The following is a 17,046-nucleotide window of genomic DNA, read 5'->3' on the forward strand; positions in this document are numbered from 1 at the left end:
TGATTTATTATACCATATTTTTCCATATAAGTGCAACAGAAGACCCGCCACTCGGCGGGTCTACCATTTTTCAGGTCTGTTCACCTCAACATCGGTTACCGTGACGTGGAACCAATCATAAGGACCTTCGGGTAACTGCCAGATCACCACAGCCTTTGAAGGGAGGTAGTAGTCACCGTACTGCCGGTAATCTGATACGGGAATCTCCCAGGGGCGCAACTCGCTGCCTTCTTCTGTCACCATGAACCGAAGGGTTCGAAAGGAGTCCACAAGTCCCGTTTCCGCGTTAAAATAGAACCGACCCGAAACGGTGACGCCCCCGTAAGACATCGTGGCCTTGGCCGTGGTCGCATCCTCGGCCTCCCAGGTGATGTATGGGGAGATGGCCGCGGTGGGGACCCATACCAGCTCACCGAGATACCGCTGCATGCTCCCCTCATCGATCTCTTGCCCCCTGCTATCGACGGCTTTGAAGAGACTCAGGGGCTTGATCAACATGTGTCCACGACCTTCGGTAAAGAGGTCGCGACCCGAGATATGAATCCCCGGGGCCGCCTTGATTTGCGCCTGCCAAAGGAATCCGGGCGCCTCCGTCCGGTCGTATTGATCGGCTGTCGCTTCCAGCCAGCGGCCGTCGGGTTTCAACTTCATCTGAATGTCTTGTTTGATCCGCACCGACCGTATCACAGGCGACCCCACCACACCACTCGCGCGCAACCACCGCTGGACCGGTTCAGGTAGGTCCTGGAGTTCAGTTTCCGAAACGCGCGTGAGTTCTCCCATGGAACCCGAGAAGAAATCTTCGATCTCCCTTTCTACCTGCCGTTCGAACTGCGACTTGGCAACCGTTGATAGGATCAGAATGAATACTAGTAGTGCGATCACTCCACCGAACAGAATTTGCAACATCAGTTTCCCCCTCCTTTGTCCTCTTCTACTTTTCATCGGCCTTCTCCACTGCATCTACGATGGCGTACATCAGCGCCTTGCTACTGGCCGTGGCGCCCGACACCACATCGACGGACAATCGGTTCGTCTCGATCACGCGGTCAAGTACCAGCTCCGCTCCTTTTCCAAATCCGTGCTCGTGATGCAACAACACAATATCCGTCACTCGCTCCGATCCAATGGTCACGACCAGTTCCACTGCAAGGTAAGGGTCCAGTACGTACTCACCCGTATACGACCCATCCTCAAGACCGGTCATGGACATGACGGGGAGCGGTAGTTTCTCGACCCGCTCGTTGAAGCCTCTGAGCTGAAAGGCAAACACTGCACCGATCACCAATAGCAACAATAACAACAGCAACAGTCCTTGCTTCTTCATTGGACATCGATCTCCCACTTCACCAAACGATCGAGTTCCCTCAACACCTGGTTTCTCAACATACTGTAGTGCCGGTATCCCCTTCCGGAGAAATAAAAAAGGAGTTTTCCATGGAGCGACGAGCCCAAGAGCTCCGCAATTTCTTCGGGCCTTCCAACGAGCTTGGCGCCCGCATCTTCGCACGCTTCGATCAGACCGACCATCGTCCGTGTGATCGCCGGTACCGCCGGTTCACTCTGTACCTTGGGCACCGGATGGACCATCGCTAGATGAAATCGACGCGGATGCATCTCAAAATAATCGAGGTAGGCCTCGATCCCCAGAACCAGTTTCGCTCTAGGAGCCCGTTCTTCTTCGGTCCTTTCTACGATCACCATGTGAAGCTCTTCTAGGGTTTCAATCATGGCAGCAAGAATTAATTCGTTCATATCTGAGAAGTAATTGTAGAGCGTGGCATAAGAGTAGCCAGCCCTCGTGCCCACTTTTCTGGCGGACAAGGAGGCCACCCCTCCCTCATCGATCAGATCTCGCGCCGCGGCCACAAAGTAACGCGCCCTTCCTGTGGGCCCCCTCGGATCCTTCATCTATAACAACCTCCAATTTTTAACGATGTTCATTATGTTAACAGTGTTAATTTTAATATATCATCCTCTATCTAAATGTCAAGAGCAATAATAAGAAAAGATGCCTGTGTAGGCATCTTTTCTTATAGTTTCAGTTGCTCCCTCTCCATCAGCGGATACGATCGAGCTTCATAAACCAAGGCCAAGGGTTCGGACCCCTTCTCCAGGACCGTGATCTCCTGTCCACGATGGCTCAGGGACAAGTACAGGTGGTAATCTCTGAAACGTAGCTTGAACGAAATGGTCTCCCACTGCTCGGGCAAACGCGGTGAAAGCGCGATTGCGTTGTGTCCAAAGGTCACACCGGCGAAGCCATAGACCATCATTTGCCAGAGTGCACCGCAGGCAGCCGTGTGGATCCCACCGATAAAGGTACCTCCGCTAATGGCTTTGTTCGTGTTGAGCAGATCGATCGTAGCAGACTTCCTGAAATAGCGGTAGCTTTCCTCGTCGTAACCGATTTGACTGGCGATGATACTGTACATGGAAGGGCTCAGGGAGGAACCGTGTTCTGTCAACGGCTCATAGTAATCGTAGTTGGCCTTGACGATCTGGGTATCGTATTCATCGTGCAGGACCATCATCTGGATGACATCCGCCTGTTTGATCACCTGTGTGAAGACAGCGATCCCATTGGGCCAGCCCCAGTACTCTCCCGGATCCTGGAGACGCTCTTTCAAAGCGGACGGTGCAATCCGCTCGAGATCAAAATAACCGTCGAACTGTTCGATTACGCCCTGGCCATCGGGCCTTCTGAGAAAGAGATGATCGCGCATATCCTGCCAGACCTCGATCTCCCTTTCCGTCAGCCCCACCTTCTCTTCAATCTCCTGCAGGCGACCTGCCGATTCTTGACGCATACGTTCGTAAACGTAGAGTGCCTTGTCGAGAACAAAGTGCGCTTGCTTGTTCGTGAACACATTGTTGTCCACATTCTCATGGTACTCATCGGGCCCGAGCAAGCGTATATACTCGTAGCGCGATCGATCCACATTATAGTGAGCCCTCGACATCAGGAAAACGGCGATTTCAAAGAGCATCTCTGCTCCTTTTTCCACGATAAAAGACCAGTCTCCCGTCGCTTCGTAGTATTGCCACAATGCATAGCCGATATCCGGGGAGATGTGAATCTGCCAGTCGTTGAAGTGGTTGCGGATCTTTCGGCCGCTGAGCACGTCTATGAAGAAGAAATCCGGACACAGCTCCACACCTTTACGCCCACTGATCCAGGGATAGAAGGCACCGCGGTAACCCAATTTCTCAGCTTTCTCCTTAGCACCCGCTAGTGTATTGACCCGATAGGACAAGATGTTTTTGACCACTTTGGGGTTCGTATAGAGAAACATAGGGGCATTGAAAATCTCCTGATCCCAGAAGGCAGCCCCTTGGTAGGCCTGACAGGACAGGCCGCGGGCACCGATGGGCAATTCCTTATGAACTGGTGTGGCAATGATGTTGTGGTAGAGATTGAAACGGACGAGAACCTGGTCCACAACATCGCCCGTCAGGGTGATGTTATACAGGTCCCAGTAGTCGCCCCAGGCCTTCTCCTGTTCTCCGTAGAGGGCATCATAGCCGTCTTCGGCGGCCTTCCGTAGCAGATTAATGGTCGAAGCCCTGGGGTCCTCCACATCGTTACTCGTAAAGATAGCCGCATATTGTTCGATCGCTACCGTCGCACCGGTGTGCACATCAATCTGGGCCGTCTGCAAGAAGCCACCCTCCACTTCCGTCGCTTTTCCGCTCCAAGAGGTCTTTGTACCGACCACAATAACCGTTTGCTCCTCGCGGGTGACCGCCGTGGCCAGAAGCAAATCACCCTCCTGCTCATAGGTCAACGACGCGAAATGATCGCCATTCAAACTCCACACATCGCCATCGATACCGCCAGTGAGGTGAATCTGTCCACCGGCTTCCGAAGAGACCTCGAGTCGCATGGTCAGCAACTCTTTTCTCTTCAGACTGGAGAACTTCTCTTCGCGAATACGAACCCCATTGCGATAGGTAAGATCCGATCCGTAGACCCCTCGTTTCAGATCCATGGTCCGCTCATAAGCAGTGGGATTTGAAGTAAGCGGACTATAACGGTGGCTCTGATCATGCAACTGGAGGAAGAGACCATTGGGCACATTGCAGAGCTCACGCCATTTCCCATCGGCATTATCATAGGTATCCGTCACGATACAGGCCGTAAACTGACCTTTTCGATAATCCGGAAAGGTCCCACGATAACCAAGGTACCCGTTGCCCAATAGAAAATTACTCCCCGACGTGATAATCTGCTCGCGATCGAAGCAGGTCTCGATCAACTGCCAGCCATCTCGTGTTTGTAACGTCTCGTTGATTTTCATAGGCTAGCGGTGGCCAGCGCACCATGGTCCCCATCGCACGGGTGCCCACCGTATTCACATCCTTTCTTTCACATTCGTTGGTCTTTGGCCCCGAGGCGAACTTGCATCCGGACCAAGGTGTTCAGGTCGAAGACCTGAGCACAAGGGTGTAGGCAAGCTGTTTTTCCTCGACCGGCCGTCTTTTTTCTCTCATTCGGGCAATCAAAAGCCGAACGCCCTGTCTTCCCATCTCCTTTCGGTGTTGTTCGACGGTCGTTAGCGCGGGCACTGTGTAGGCGCCGATTTCCAGTCCATCGAAACCCGCGATGGCCAGCTCATCAGGTACCTGCAAACCGAGGTCGGCAGCCGCCCGTATGGCACCGATCGCCATAGAGTCCGACGTAGCAAAAATGGCGTCGGGTGCATCCGCCTGAGAAAGCAATATCTTCGCAGCGCGGTATCCTGAAGCCAGCGTATGATCGCCGCTGGCGAGCCACGTGGGATTCTCCGTGATGCCCGCCTTGTCGAGCGCCTGTCGATAGCCTGTGCGACGCGCCACATCGGTATTCGGATCCCCACATCGACCTGTGATCAGACCGATCTTTCGATAGCCCCGCCCGATCAGATGCTCCGTCATCTCTCGGGCAGCCGCCTGATTGTCAATGGAGACGCGGTCGACAAAGGGCACTTCGGTCAGCGTTGCCGTGGACAACAAACAGGTGGGGCAAGCGATGCTCTCCAAACCCACTCCTACGGCTTCATCTACAGCGGTGCCCATGAAAAGCAAACCATCGATGTTCTGGTTCCGCATGAGCTGAATCTGCCGATCGAATCGATCCAACTGGCCATCCAGATGTGCAAAAAGCAGTCCGTAACCCGCCCGTTCGGCCTCTTCCTCGATCCCCGACAGTACGTCCGTGTAAAAGGGATTATTAAAATTCATCACCAAGACCCCTAGGGTTCTCGTCTCGTTGGTCTTCAGACTCCTGGCTTGTTGATTCGGCCTGTAATCCAATTTTCGCATGGCATCCAAGACCCTGGCACGCTTCTCGTCACTCACGTTGGGTTGATTGTTCAAGACGCGCGAGGTGGTCCCCAGACCCACGCCGGCCTCCCGGGCGACATCCTTGATCCCAATTTTCTTTGCCATGATATCCCCTTTCTTTGGAAACGTTTCCAACCACCTTCATCATAGCCCCCTCAACGTCAAGTGTCAAGGGGGCTATGGTTAGTGATTCTCACAAAAAATCGCGCGAATTTTTTCTTTCTCTTCTATAAACACGCTGACGAGCACGGGGTCCAGGTGATTACCAGCCGATTCGCCTATGATCGCCAGTGATTTGTCGAATCCGAAGGCGGGTTTGTAAACGCGCTCGGACGTGAGCGCATCGAAGACATCGGAAATCGCCACAATCCGTGCCGCGAGCGGGATCGATTCTCCCGCGAGGCCATCCGGGTAGCCACTTCCATCCCACCGCTCGTGGTGATGGCGGGTGATCTCCTCCGCCATCCGGTAAAAATCTGGATTGAACCCCTGAAGTCCCTCGCGCAGGGAGGTAAAGATGTCCGCGCCTTCGGCCGCATGGGTCTTCATGATTTCCCACTCCTCGGGATCCAGCTTTCCAGGCTTCTTCAAAATCTGATCGGGTATAGCCACCTTGCCAATATCGTGTACCGAGGCGTGGCGCTCAAGATTCTTTACGAAGTCCGAGTCGATCCGATAGTTCTCCTCATGATGGTGGCGAAGTGCCTCGGCGATCACTACGGAATAACGGACCATTCTCAGAATGTGACCACCGGTCTCATTGTCCTTCTTGTCCACTAGCTCAGCAAAGGTATTGGTGATCTTTGAGAAGATTGTTTTCACCAGGTAAGACTTATCAAGGAGCGGGGCCAGCTCGTAGGCCACTTTCTCCGCGATGCGCAAATCGCCGGCACCAAAGGCATCGACCTGTCGTGAGCTAAAGAACAGCAAACCGAATGTCGTCTCCTCCATCACGAGCGGCACCACGATATTCGACCGGACACCCTCTTCCACGATCAGCGACATGGACTGGCTATCCGGTTTCTTTTCGAAGTTACTGACAAGATCACGGGTGATCAAAGCCTCCCGCGAGTGGATGGTACGGGTGAGACTCGTCTCATCAAAGGAAACTGAAAAACCCGGTCCCAATAGGATCTCCCCGTAGTTCGTTACCCCGTGCTCTGCCATGATCCGGCGCTGCTTGTGATCGACAAAGGCGATGCCAATCCGGTCCACCGGAAGTGTCGGGCGGATGCTGTGAAAAAGATCCTCGATCACTTCGTCCATCAGATAGCCACGGGAGGCGATCACCTTGATCTTGGTGACAAGTCGCCTCTCCTCCAGGATGCGGTGCACCAAGTCAACGATTTCCTTCTCCTCGGCGAAAAAGGCGGTCATCTTCGGCAGGTGTTCTCTCTGGAAATCCTGATCGTCCAGCATGCGAAAGCCCTCGAGAATAAATCGAAAATCAATCCGCATGAACTTCACGAGCAGTACGGCCAGAAAGGAGAGGAGTATGAACAGAAAGTAGAAGAGTCCGTTCACGAGTCCAATGTAATCGCGCTTGGTGCGCACGTCGATCCGGTCGTACTGTTCACCCAGCTGATCGATGCCGATCTCGAGACTACCATGCATCTTGGATAGCGTTCCAGGATCGATTTCCAGATCTTCAAAGGAAGGGGGATAGATCGAACGCACCTGGGTTTCTAGCCCCACGATGGCCTCGCGAAGCACCAGAACCCGATCGTTTAAAATAATCAGTTCATCCTCGTACGCCCCACGATGATTGAGCAGCGAGACCGCCATTTCTCTCGATAGATGATCCAGCGTCGACCGCATCATGAGCAACTGGCCCAGTAGATTCTCCCGGTTTCTGCCGTAGGCCTCCGACAGCGAGGCGAACCTTTCTTGATCATCGCGCGATAGATCCGGCCGTTGAGTTGCCAGGTTATCGAGCACGCGAAGCGGGAGGGTGCTCGCTACATAGTCTTTGTCTAGTTCGTCGATCCGCGTACCCATCGAATCCAGCTCAATGTTCACCTTGGCCACGAAGAAATGATTGTAACCCACTGTGAGCACCAAAAGCAAAAGCACAGAGGCCACCACCAGGATGACCAGATTCTTCACACTACGCACGCTCTGGCCTCCTGCGCCTCAGAATCCCGTCCAAATGGTCCACATGGCTCTCTTCTTCTTTCACGATATCATCAAGCCGTTCGAGTAGCTCCTCTTGACCCTTCCGCTCCCGAAACAAATCACGCAAGCGGATGACCAGCGCCAGGTTCTCACGCTCGAGATCGACGGCGAACGATAGGAAGGTTTCGATCGTGCTTGGCGGGGATTCGAGCGTCGGTTGAAAACGTGAAAGCAATTGGCTCGTCTTATGGTAGAGATCTAGTGGGACATCGCTGTGTGCATAGGACACCATCATCTGCCTGTACAATTTTTGATGTCTGCGCTCTTCGGCGGCGAGCACCAGGGCCAGGGTCTTCAAGTCCCGCTCGATCTTTTCGGTTTGTGCGAACATATGGTAAAACGAAGTGGCTCTTTCCTCCACCCGTATAATCATCTTAAATACATCTTCAGTCGTGTACAACATGGATCCATCCTTTCAGGGTCTAATGTTATCATTATACACGAAGCTGTTCCTAGAAAACAAGAAAACCGGAGATGCCGTTCACCCGCACCTCCGATCTCCCACGCAATACAATTTTTCTATTGAAAGTGACTGCGCTTTCTCACGATCTTTTCGATCAAACGTCTCTGTTTCCCACACACCACAGGATCCAGGCGGAAGTACAGGCTACCGAGTAAACGCTTGATATTCTCTTCGCGGTATTGTTTCTGAGGGTAGGATAACTCGTCGCTTACACCCGCGAATTCATCCAGCCAGCGAAAGAACATCCCGTCATCGAGTTTACCCGCTGTGCGCAAACGGAACACACCGCTGACAATTCGATCTGATTCTTCATTGATCAGCACATGGGTCTCATTAGAGAAGTGATGGGTAATCGCAGCCAGAATCCGCTCGACATCTTCTTTCTCGAGGTTCTTGAGTCCGGACAATGCTCCAATGGCATCACCGCCATGGGCGATGCTATGTGCCCAGCCGTAGGCCGCATCGTAGCCACGACGATCGACTTCGCCTTCGAAGTAATGAAGCACTGCCGCCACGAGTCCTTTTTCCTCGCTAACAGTCAGAATCGATGCGGTTGTCGCTAATCCGATTATTTCCGTGAGCAGCAAGAGGGAGAAAGAACGGCGGAACACAGCCTCCTCCTCTGCTTCCCCCAACCCATGTAAAAGGTAACCGCTGCCACAGAGCTTTCTCGCGAGCTCCTTTACGTAGGTATCCGGTAACAGACCCCTTTCGATCAATGTCCCCACAACAGGGTAGACCATCCCATCGCGAAGCTCAGGGTCCAGACTCCCGATAAAGGGTAAGATGTCTTCTGCCAGACCAACCGCTTCCTCTCCCTCGGGTAGTGGTAGACATTCTGCCACTAAGGGTTGGAGTCTGCGCCGCACCTTTTCTTCCATCCAAGCGAGTGCCTCCTTCTCCACGCGAGAGATCCAAGCTTGCTTTCCCGCACAGTAGGCCTCGATATCCTCTGGATACTGGGCGGCCAGGGTTTTCTTCAGATCGGCGTAGGTCTTTGCCTCCTCGGGGTGTGCCCTCAAGAAGTCCCTGAAGGCTAGGTGCCTGAGTACATGGGGGTCACCATCGACGAATACATGGAGGTGATGCGTCCGCTCTTTCACCCCCTTGATGAAGAAACGCCTCCCTAAGATACCGTAGGGTCCCATGGCTTTGTAGCCGAGGGTCTTTAGGTCTTCCTCCAGCTCTTTCTCTTTTGAAAAATCATACACAGTGAGCATCAGATCGATCACCGGTTTTGCCTCGAGTCCCGGTACTGAGGTGCTACCGATGTGGTGGAGGGATAAAAAGAGCTCCTGAACGCACGAGATGATCCGCTCCTCCTCCTCCCGAAATGCCTCTACCCAGCCATGTTGATAGGGAACAACACGGACTCTACGCATGGGACCATTTTTCTTGGTGGATCCGTCTTTCATCGTAGCGATCTGGGACTGTTTTCTTCTCTGCAGGGTGACCGATTGACAGGAGGGAGAAGGGCCTATAGGCCGATGGAATCTCGAGAATATCGCGAATTCGTTCCATCCGTTCTGTGAAAGGAGCCACGCCCAGCCAGACGCCCCCGAGACCTTCCTCGGCAACGGCGAGCAGCATATTTTCCGTCGCAGCGGCGCAATCCTGTTGCCACACCTCCGGATACTTCAGTCCCTCTTCCCCGGCCACCACACAGATGGCCAGTGGCGCTTCTTTGAGCATCCCTGCGTAGGGGCTCATCTTCGAAAGCGCATCGAGGCGTTCACGTTCCGTCACGACGACGAAGTGCCAGGGACGTTGGTTCCCCGCAGAGGGAGCTTGCATCCCTGCAGCCAGAATTCGACGGATCACTTCCTCCTCCACCCACATTTCTTGGTATCGGCGGATGCTTCTTCTCTTTTCAAAAATGGTCATGAAATCACCCTTCCTTTCTACGCTTATCATACCAAAGTTCGGTGCTACGAAGGTTGTAGAGGGGTACGATTTAAGATTAATCTCACCCTCCCATGCGCAGAAAACACTGACGGAAGTTTTCCGCCAGCGTTTCGATGAGAGGGTCCTTGGCCTTTAGGGAGATCCTCAGCTCCGTAATGGAAAAAGATCCGAGCGGGGCGCAGCGCTCCGACAGGATCTCCCCAGTGAAATCTGGATGGACAAATCGTCCGTCTATCTTCTCCGCGCCCTGTTTCAAGAAGTAATCGACCACTTGACGACGGGCGATTCCCCTCAGTTCGATCACGATCTCGCGCATTCCGAAGCCTCTCCCGTCAAGATGTCCAAACCGTGTGCCATGGGATCGAGAATTAGGTCGAGGCACTCGCGCACCGCCTTGGGACTCCCAGGTAAGTTCACGATCAGTGTGCCGGCCCTCAGACCAGCGGTCGCCCTGGACAGCATCGCCCGTGGTGTAATCGCCATGCTCAGCGCTCTCATGGCCTCGGGGATTCCAGGCACCAGTCGTTCTACGACAGAGAGCGTCGCCTCGGGGGTCACATCTCGACGCGAAAAGCCCGTGCCGCCGGTTGTCAAAATCAAATCCACCTGGTGTTCATCTGATAGTTCACACATAGCAGCCGCCAAAAGCTCCTTTTCATCGGGCAGGATCCTGCTGTCTACAATAGTATACCCACGCTCTTGGAGCATCGTGGCAATGATTTTGCCGCTCTCATCTGCCCGTTCACCACGCGATCCTTTGTCGCTCGCTACGATGATCGCCGCTCGCATCAGAGACTCTCTCCCATGATCTCGATGGCATCGCCTACTACGATCTCTCCGGTTACGATCACACGCGTGAAAATTCCTTCGCGCGGCATAATGCACTGGCCTACCTGCTGCTTGATCGCACACCCTTCATGGCATTCTTTACCGATCTGAGTCACCTCGTGTACGGTGCTACCGATCTTCAATCGGGTGCCCACGGGCAGGTTGTGAAGGATCAGGCCCTCTGTGGTCAGGTTCTCGGCAAATTTTCCCGAACACAATCCCTCCACTCCCTGTTCACGCATTTTTTGGACACTCTCCTCAGCCAATAGGCTCACCTGCCGATGCCATTTTCCTGCATGGGCATCACCCTCGAGCCCATGTCCCTCGATAAACCGACCCTTATCGATTGGGGTCTTGATCACGCCTTTTTTCTCTGAAATATTGATTGCCTTGACCCATCCCTTACTCATGCTCATCCCTCCTGTAGTGGCCGCTTTTGCCGCCTTCTTTCTCTAGTAACTGTATACGCTCGATGACCATCCCACGATCAATCGCCTTCACCATGTCATAGATCGTCAGGGCCGCTGTGCTCACAGCCGTCAGCGCCTCCATTTCCACACCGGTCTTCCCTTCAGTTCTCACGCGGGCCTCGATGCGAATGCGCGCTTCTTCCAGGTCAGTCTCAAAAAGCAGATCCACTCCCGTCAGCATCAAGGGATGGCACATGGGGATCAAATCGGAGGTTCGCTTGGCACCCATCACACCGGCCACCTGGGCTACGCTGATGACATCTCCCTTTTTGAGTCCACCCTCCACAATGCGTCGAAGGGTCTCGGGTGCCATGCGCAACCACGCCTCAGCCACCGCCATGCGCTTCGTCTCTTTCTTTTCCCCTACCTCTACCATCGTGGGTAGGCCCCGCTCATTAAAATGCGTGAGTGAATCCATTCTAACCTCCGATCTTGTACATGTCTCGTGTAATGGGCACAAAGCCAGGGTCGTCAATGAGATGACGTTCCGGCTTATCCAGTATGGCGCGCGCCAGAGACCACCGGATCTCCTCTATATCGCCCACTGCCTTGGCAATGTTGATCTCTCGGTTATCGTGGAGGCAGGGCTTCAACCGGCCATCGGCCGTCAGGCGGATTCTGTTGCATGTTGCGCAGAAGTGATCGGAAATCGGGTCGATCAATCCCACTCGTCCCGTGCCATCTTTTTTCTCATAGTAGCGCGCTGGGCCGTCGCCCACAGAGTCAGAGGCCACAAGGTCCTCCCGTCCGTCGAGTAAGGCCTTGCCAGATAGGAAGCGATCGACGGACCATGACGCGGCCTCTCCGATAGGCATGAGTTCGATAAATCGCACCTCTACACCGTCTCGCGAGAAGGCGATGAATCGGTCGATCTCGTCATCATTGAATCCCTTGATCAGCACCGTGTTGATTTTGACAGGTGTCAGACCTGCCTTTTTCGCCGCCTCGATACCATTGAGGGCATCCTCCAGATGGCCTCCCCGCGTCATGGCCTCATAACGCATAGGATGAAGGCTATCTAGACTGATGTTCACCCGATCCAGACCGGCATCGGCCAATTCATCGGCATAGCGAGCCAGGAGAATCGCGTTTGTCGTCATCGAGAGAGTGCTGATGCCCGGAATCGATTTCACGCGTCGCACGAAATCCACGATCCCCTTTCTCACCAGCGGTTCCCCTCCTGTGATCCGCACCTTTTCGATACCCATCTTAGCGGCCTCTTCGACAATTTCACATAGCGCTTCGTAGGACAGGATACCCTCGTGCTCTTTCTTCTCGATTCCTTCAGCCGGCATACAGTAGCGGCACCTTAAGTTACACAGATCCGTTACGGAGAGTCTCAAGTAATTGATCTTCCTTCCGATACGATCTTTCATCAGTCACTTCCCCCAATCCTTTCTACGGTGATCTCATCGAGTCGATAGCCACCGATTGTATCGAGCCGTGCTGCAAAAGCATCGCTTTTCATCACAGCTAACAGGCGGTCGATCCTTTCTTCTTTTAGATCCTCGCACCGCAGGACGAAGTCATAATCCTCTTCCGCGACCGGTATGAACCTTAGACCATAGCGCAAAGCCACGCTCTTGATTCCGAGTCCGACGTCGGCTTGTCCCGACTGGACGGATAAACCCACGGCCGTATGGGTGGTCAGAACAAGATCACCGGTGGCAGCTTCACTACGATCGATCTCCCCGCTCTTCAACAAATGATCGAGAAGCACACGGGTACCGGCGCCCCGTTGCCGATTGGCAAAGCGAAGTGTTTTGCGTGCAAGATCTGTGATACCGCTGATCTTTTCTTCGAGATCCTCGCGGACGTACAGACCCTGTTCCCGCTTGATCCCACGGATCAGACAAAAGCCTTCCCCAAGGTACTTCTTGACCGCCTCCCGGTTGTATGTCCCCTGCTCAGGATCGAGCAGGTGGATACCGGCCAGGTTTGCCTCCCCGCGCTTCATGGCCATGATCCCGCCCATGGAGCCCACATGGGTGGCATTCAAAGCATAGGGGTTCATCAGTTCGGAGAGCTCATCGATCAAAATATCGTGGGAACCCATCACCAAGAGCTGGTGGTCGATCTGATCGATCGGCCTGAGGAGGGTGATTGTCACCTCTGTCCCCTGCTCGATTCCTTCGGAGGCGAGCGGGACCACGAGGACCCCATCGGCTCGCATCAGGCTCATCGTGGAACCCGCTCCTCGGTCGAGGGGCGTGGCCAGCAGTCTGCCATTGACCCGTCCTAGTTTCACGCGGACATACTCGCGATGCTTCAGGGACGAATGCACGCGTCGGGTCAACGTTGCCCGTACATCTTCTTCAGGTGGTAGCTCACTGTTCGATAGGGCTGCAATTATCGGTCGGGCGAAGAGACGGAATGCCAGGTAGCAGGAAACGGGATACCCCGGCAGGCCCAGGATGGCCGCTCCTCCCACCTTCCCGAGCATCACGGGTTTTCCGGGTTTGATCGCAACACCATGGAAGACCAGGTCGCCCAGCTCTTCGATCACCGATGCAGTGTAGTCCTCTGTACCGGCCGACGAACCGGCGTTTACGATCACAAGATCGCTCCTTTCCAGTGCTCGCTGCAGGGATTGCCTCAAAATCACCGGGTCATCGGCAACGGCCTCGAGTCTGTCCACCGTTGCCCCTTCTCTTAGCGCCAACGCCTCGAGCATTGGACCATTTCCATCTAGAATCTCCCCCGGGGCCACGTCGGTACCCGCGGGACGGATCTCGTTGCCCGTTGGGATCACTGTGACATGGGGTTTCTTGTACACGGTAAGATGGGTGATCCCCCCGGCCACGAGAGCCCCGATGGATTCTGGTGTCACTCGCTGGTTCGAAGGTAGGATCAAATCACCCTCAGCCATATCCTCCCCGGCCAAACGAACGTGTTGCCAGGGATGGGCCCGGCTGATAATGACGAAGTAGCCGTCGCCATCACGGGTTACATCTTCAATCATCACCACGGCGTCGCATGCCTCGGGGAGCACGTCACCCGTGTCCACGACGTGGGCGTCGATACCCGGGCTCAGACGCAGAGGGTTTCGCTCGTGCACATCCTCCGTAAGGGATGCCCGCAGAGCGATGCCATCCATGGCCGATGCGTGGTAATGGGGGTTCGACCGTTTGGCGTAGACAGCTTCTGCCGTCAATCTGCCGAGGGCCTCTCCCAGCGGTAGTATTTCCGTCCGACGTCCACCGCCAAAGGTCTCATTGATCTTAACCAGTGCCTCATCATGGGTCAGTGTCTTCAAATAGATGCGTCTCTTCATCGTTCATCTCCTCCGAATAGTGTGACCCAGAGCTGATCACCCTGTGCGATTCCTTCCTGCGACTTCGGTATGACCGTGTAACCGTCGGCTTCCGCTAGCAGGGAAACCATACCCGATTTTCCGCGGACCGGGTAGGCAACCATCTGTCCCGCCTCTTCCTCCAGTTGAACCGTGACGTAGGCATCTCGCCCATGATTGGTATGATCGTTAAAAGCTGCCGTCGCCACCATGCTGATTTTCGACCGCTCACGGTGAAAGAAAAGCCGCTGGATCATGGGAGCCACCACAGCCTCGAAGGCGATCAGACAACTCGCAGGATGACCGGGCAGACCGATGATCGGTTTGTCTCCCATCCCAGCTCCTAGCGTGGGTTTACCGGGCTTGATGGCGGCCCCATGAAAGAGAACACCGGGAGGGCCCAGGCGATCGAGCACTTCTGACGTGTGGTCCTTGGTGCCCACGGAACTTCCCCCGGAAAGCAGAACGAGGTCCGATCGTTCTAGCAGGTCGCGGAGGGTCTTCTCCAACACCTCTGGATGATCCTCCGCATGGGTGGTCATGGTGATCACACAGCCCTCTGCTTCTAAAAACGCGGCCAGCATCGGGCTGTTGGCATCTCGCACTTGTCCCGGTTCCAGCGTGCTCTCGACGGGTACGACCTCGTCACCGGTGGATAGGAGCCCCACTTTGGGCTTTTTGTACACCCATAGCGCCGTGATACCCAGACCTGCGAGTAGACCGATGTGCTGGGGACGAATTCTCGTCCCGACGGCCAGCACCTCTGCGCCGGCCTTCACGTCATCTCCCCTCATGATCACATTGTCCCTCGCCTGCAGGGGGGCGAGCACTGCCACTTCGTCGCCGAAAAGTTGTGCATCCTCGATCATGGCCACTGCGTCGGCTCCCTTCGGGAGTGCGCCTCCGGTGGGGATGTATAGGGTCTCTTCTTCACCCACCGTCTCCTCTGTCACGGTGCCCATGGATAGGCTCCCCTTGAGACTAAAGAGGGCCGGTAGCGCTTCAGATGCTCCTTGGCAGGAGGCTGCCTTCACAGCGTAACCATCCACGGTCGACCGATCGAATCCCGGAATATCCTCCGGTGCCTGGATCGGCCGCGATGTGTAGCGACCCACCGCATGATAGAGGGAGATCTGTTCTTCCCTCACCTCGTCCTTACGAAAATGATGTTCTAGAATCGCTGCTATCTGTTGTGTCGTTTGTACTGTCAGCATGATTACCTCCATAGCACGAGATGTTTGTGTTGTTTTCCATGGTCCGTAATGCCCTGTCTCTCCAGCAGCAGGTGTCTACTGCCGATTCTTTCGGCCTGGTGCATGTGGTGGGTAACGGCGATGACCGTACAACCCGTTCGCTCCTGATGGGACAGGAGTGCACTTTCAATGGCTTCGGTGGTCGTGGGGTCCGCATTGGCCGTTGGTTCATCGAGCAGTAGCAGATCGGGCTCAAAGACGATAGCTCGGGCGAAGGCCACTTTCTGTGCTTCACCGGAGGAGAGCCGTCGGTTACTCTTGTGACTGAGATCCGTGATCTGAAGCTCTTCCATTACACGCTGGACGCGCTTCTTTCGATCCGTTTGCCCAACACCCCTGAGCTTAAGCGGTAGTGCGATGCTGTCGAAACAACTCATGTCCAGGCGGTGCGCCTGGGGACCCACATAGGTCACCCTGCGGCGTATCGTATCGTCGATCGTCTGTTCATCGTACGCGATAGACCCATCGTCTGCTTCCTCTAGTCCGGCGATCATACGCAGCAACGTGGTCTTCCCTACGCCATTGGGTCCCACAAGCGTGTGGATCTTCCCCCCCTCGAAAGCGATGTAACCGATATCAATCACGAGGCGATCACCTTTGGTTTTCTTAAGATTTCGGATGTTAATGTTCATGTCCTATCACCCAATCGGATGTGTATCAATACATTGATGATCAATGAGAGCGTCAGGAGAATCAGACCCATGGCGATCGCACGTTCATATTCTCCCATGCTCTGGTGCATGGCGATGTAGGTTGTCATCACCCGTGTGTGGTGCTGGATGTTGCCCCCGACGATCATGACTGCACCCACCTCACTGATGGCCCTGCCGAATCCTGTGGTGACGGCGATCCCGATGGTTTTTTTAAACTCCCTGATCATCAAGAACAGACGTTGTCTGCCGATGGCACCGAGGGTTACGGCCACATCCTTTACTTCTTGCCCGTGTTCCGATACGGACTGGTAGATGATTCCCAGGATAATCGGTGTGATCAAAAGCGTCTGGGCGATGACCATCGCCTCGATACTGAAAAGTAGCGATAAGGAGCCCAGTGGTCCTCTTCGTGAAAGAACAAGCGCTACGGTGAGACCCACGACAACGGGCGGCAGTCCCATCAGGGCATGGAGCAAATGTCCAAAATGTTTTTTGCCCTTGAACTGCGCGAGCCCAAGACCTACACCAGTGGGTACGGCGATAGCCGTACCCAACAATGTAGATAAACCGGAGACCACAACGCTTCGCCACAAGATGTTCATGATCTCAGCGTCGGCCGAGAGAATCAACACGATAGCTTCCTTGATCCCTTGCCAGATATAAATCAATGTGGTCCCCCCTA

General features: G+C 54.5%; 18 protein-coding genes. All 18 read right to left on the bottom strand.

Features of this window, described 5'->3' with window-relative positions; genetic code table 11:
* Positions 1–60 precede the first annotated feature (60 nt).
* The 18 genes from ACULM0_RS02405 to ACULM0_RS02490 all read right to left on the bottom strand — a co-directional run bounded on the left by ACULM0_RS02405 (position 61) and on the right by ACULM0_RS02490 (position 17,032).
* A complete protein-coding gene (locus ACULM0_RS02405; RefSeq protein ID WP_463678867.1) occupies positions 61–909 on the bottom strand; it encodes a DUF6544 family protein in 849 nt (282 codons plus the stop codon).
* A gap of 25 nt (positions 910–934) precedes the next feature.
* The gene (locus tag ACULM0_RS02410; protein WP_463678868.1) at positions 935–1,327 is read right to left on the bottom strand and encodes an FMN-binding protein; all 393 of its coding nucleotides are present in this window, start codon (positions 1,325–1,327) and stop codon (positions 935–937) included.
* The gene (locus tag ACULM0_RS02415) at positions 1,324–1,911 is read right to left on the bottom strand and encodes a TetR/AcrR family transcriptional regulator (RefSeq protein ID WP_463678869.1); all 588 of its coding nucleotides are present in this window, start codon (positions 1,909–1,911) and stop codon (positions 1,324–1,326) included. Before ACULM0_RS02415 ends, ACULM0_RS02410 begins: the two co-directional genes overlap by 4 nt.
* 122 nt (positions 1,912–2,033) lie before the next feature.
* Positions 2,034–4,259, bottom strand: a complete 2,226-nt coding sequence (locus tag ACULM0_RS02420) for a glycosyl hydrolase family 65 domain-containing protein (protein WP_463678870.1) — start codon at positions 4,257–4,259, stop codon at positions 2,034–2,036.
* Between the two features lie 163 nt (positions 4,260–4,422).
* On the bottom strand, positions 4,423–5,430 hold the full coding sequence (locus ACULM0_RS02425; protein ID WP_463678871.1) for a LacI family DNA-binding transcriptional regulator: 1,008 nt from the start codon (positions 5,428–5,430) through the stop codon (positions 4,423–4,425).
* Positions 5,431–5,508: 78 nt separating this feature from the next.
* Complete coding sequence (locus ACULM0_RS02430) at positions 5,509–7,440, bottom strand: HD-GYP domain-containing protein (protein WP_463678872.1); 1,932 nt, start codon at positions 7,438–7,440, stop codon at positions 5,509–5,511.
* Entirely contained in the window at positions 7,433–7,903 is a 471-nt protein-coding gene (locus tag ACULM0_RS02435) for a ferritin family protein (protein ID WP_463678873.1), read from the bottom strand. Before ACULM0_RS02435 ends, ACULM0_RS02430 begins: the two co-directional genes overlap by 8 nt.
* A 116-nt stretch (positions 7,904–8,019) precedes the next feature.
* On the bottom strand, positions 8,020–9,345 hold the full coding sequence (locus ACULM0_RS02440; RefSeq protein WP_463678874.1) for a GrpB family protein: 1,326 nt from the start codon (positions 9,343–9,345) through the stop codon (positions 8,020–8,022).
* Complete coding sequence (locus ACULM0_RS02445; protein WP_463678875.1) at positions 9,338–9,847, bottom strand: nitroreductase family protein; 510 nt, start codon at positions 9,845–9,847, stop codon at positions 9,338–9,340. The genes ACULM0_RS02440 and ACULM0_RS02445 overlap by 8 nt, the downstream gene beginning before the upstream one ends.
* A gap of 82 nt (positions 9,848–9,929) precedes the next feature.
* On the bottom strand, positions 9,930–10,184 hold the full coding sequence (locus ACULM0_RS02450) for a MoaD-like domain-containing protein (protein WP_463678876.1): 255 nt from the start codon (positions 10,182–10,184) through the stop codon (positions 9,930–9,932).
* A complete protein-coding gene (locus ACULM0_RS02455; protein WP_463679844.1) occupies positions 10,169–10,660 on the bottom strand; it encodes a MogA/MoaB family molybdenum cofactor biosynthesis protein in 492 nt (163 codons plus the stop codon). The genes ACULM0_RS02450 and ACULM0_RS02455 overlap by 16 nt, the downstream gene beginning before the upstream one ends.
* Positions 10,657–11,106: an MOSC domain-containing protein gene (locus ACULM0_RS02460; RefSeq protein WP_463678877.1), complete on the bottom strand. Its 450-nt coding sequence runs from the start codon at positions 11,104–11,106 to the stop codon at positions 10,657–10,659. Before ACULM0_RS02460 ends, ACULM0_RS02455 begins: the two co-directional genes overlap by 4 nt.
* Positions 11,099–11,584, bottom strand: coding sequence for a cyclic pyranopterin monophosphate synthase MoaC (moaC, locus tag ACULM0_RS02465; RefSeq protein ID WP_463678878.1), 486 nt, complete (start codon positions 11,582–11,584; stop codon positions 11,099–11,101). The genes ACULM0_RS02460 and moaC overlap by 8 nt, the downstream gene beginning before the upstream one ends.
* A 1-nt stretch (position 11,585) precedes the next feature.
* Positions 11,586–12,542, bottom strand: a complete 957-nt coding sequence (gene moaA, locus ACULM0_RS02470; protein WP_463678879.1) for a GTP 3',8-cyclase MoaA — start codon at positions 12,540–12,542, stop codon at positions 11,586–11,588.
* Positions 12,542–14,440, bottom strand: coding sequence for a molybdopterin biosynthesis protein (locus ACULM0_RS02475; protein WP_463678880.1), 1,899 nt, complete (start codon positions 14,438–14,440; stop codon positions 12,542–12,544). The genes moaA and ACULM0_RS02475 overlap by 1 nt, the downstream gene beginning before the upstream one ends.
* Positions 14,437–15,672, bottom strand: coding sequence for a molybdopterin molybdotransferase MoeA (locus ACULM0_RS02480; RefSeq protein WP_463678881.1), 1,236 nt, complete (start codon positions 15,670–15,672; stop codon positions 14,437–14,439). Before ACULM0_RS02480 ends, ACULM0_RS02475 begins: the two co-directional genes overlap by 4 nt.
* 2 nt (positions 15,673–15,674) lie before the next feature.
* Entirely contained in the window at positions 15,675–16,343 is a 669-nt protein-coding gene (locus ACULM0_RS02485; RefSeq protein WP_463678882.1) for an ATP-binding cassette domain-containing protein, read from the bottom strand.
* Positions 16,340–17,032: an ABC transporter permease gene (locus tag ACULM0_RS02490; RefSeq protein WP_463678883.1), complete on the bottom strand. Its 693-nt coding sequence runs from the start codon at positions 17,030–17,032 to the stop codon at positions 16,340–16,342. The genes ACULM0_RS02485 and ACULM0_RS02490 overlap by 4 nt, the downstream gene beginning before the upstream one ends.
* Positions 17,033–17,046 lie beyond the last annotated feature (14 nt).

Source organism: Halotolerantifilum yawarlongkerapense, from assembly GCF_054506745.1.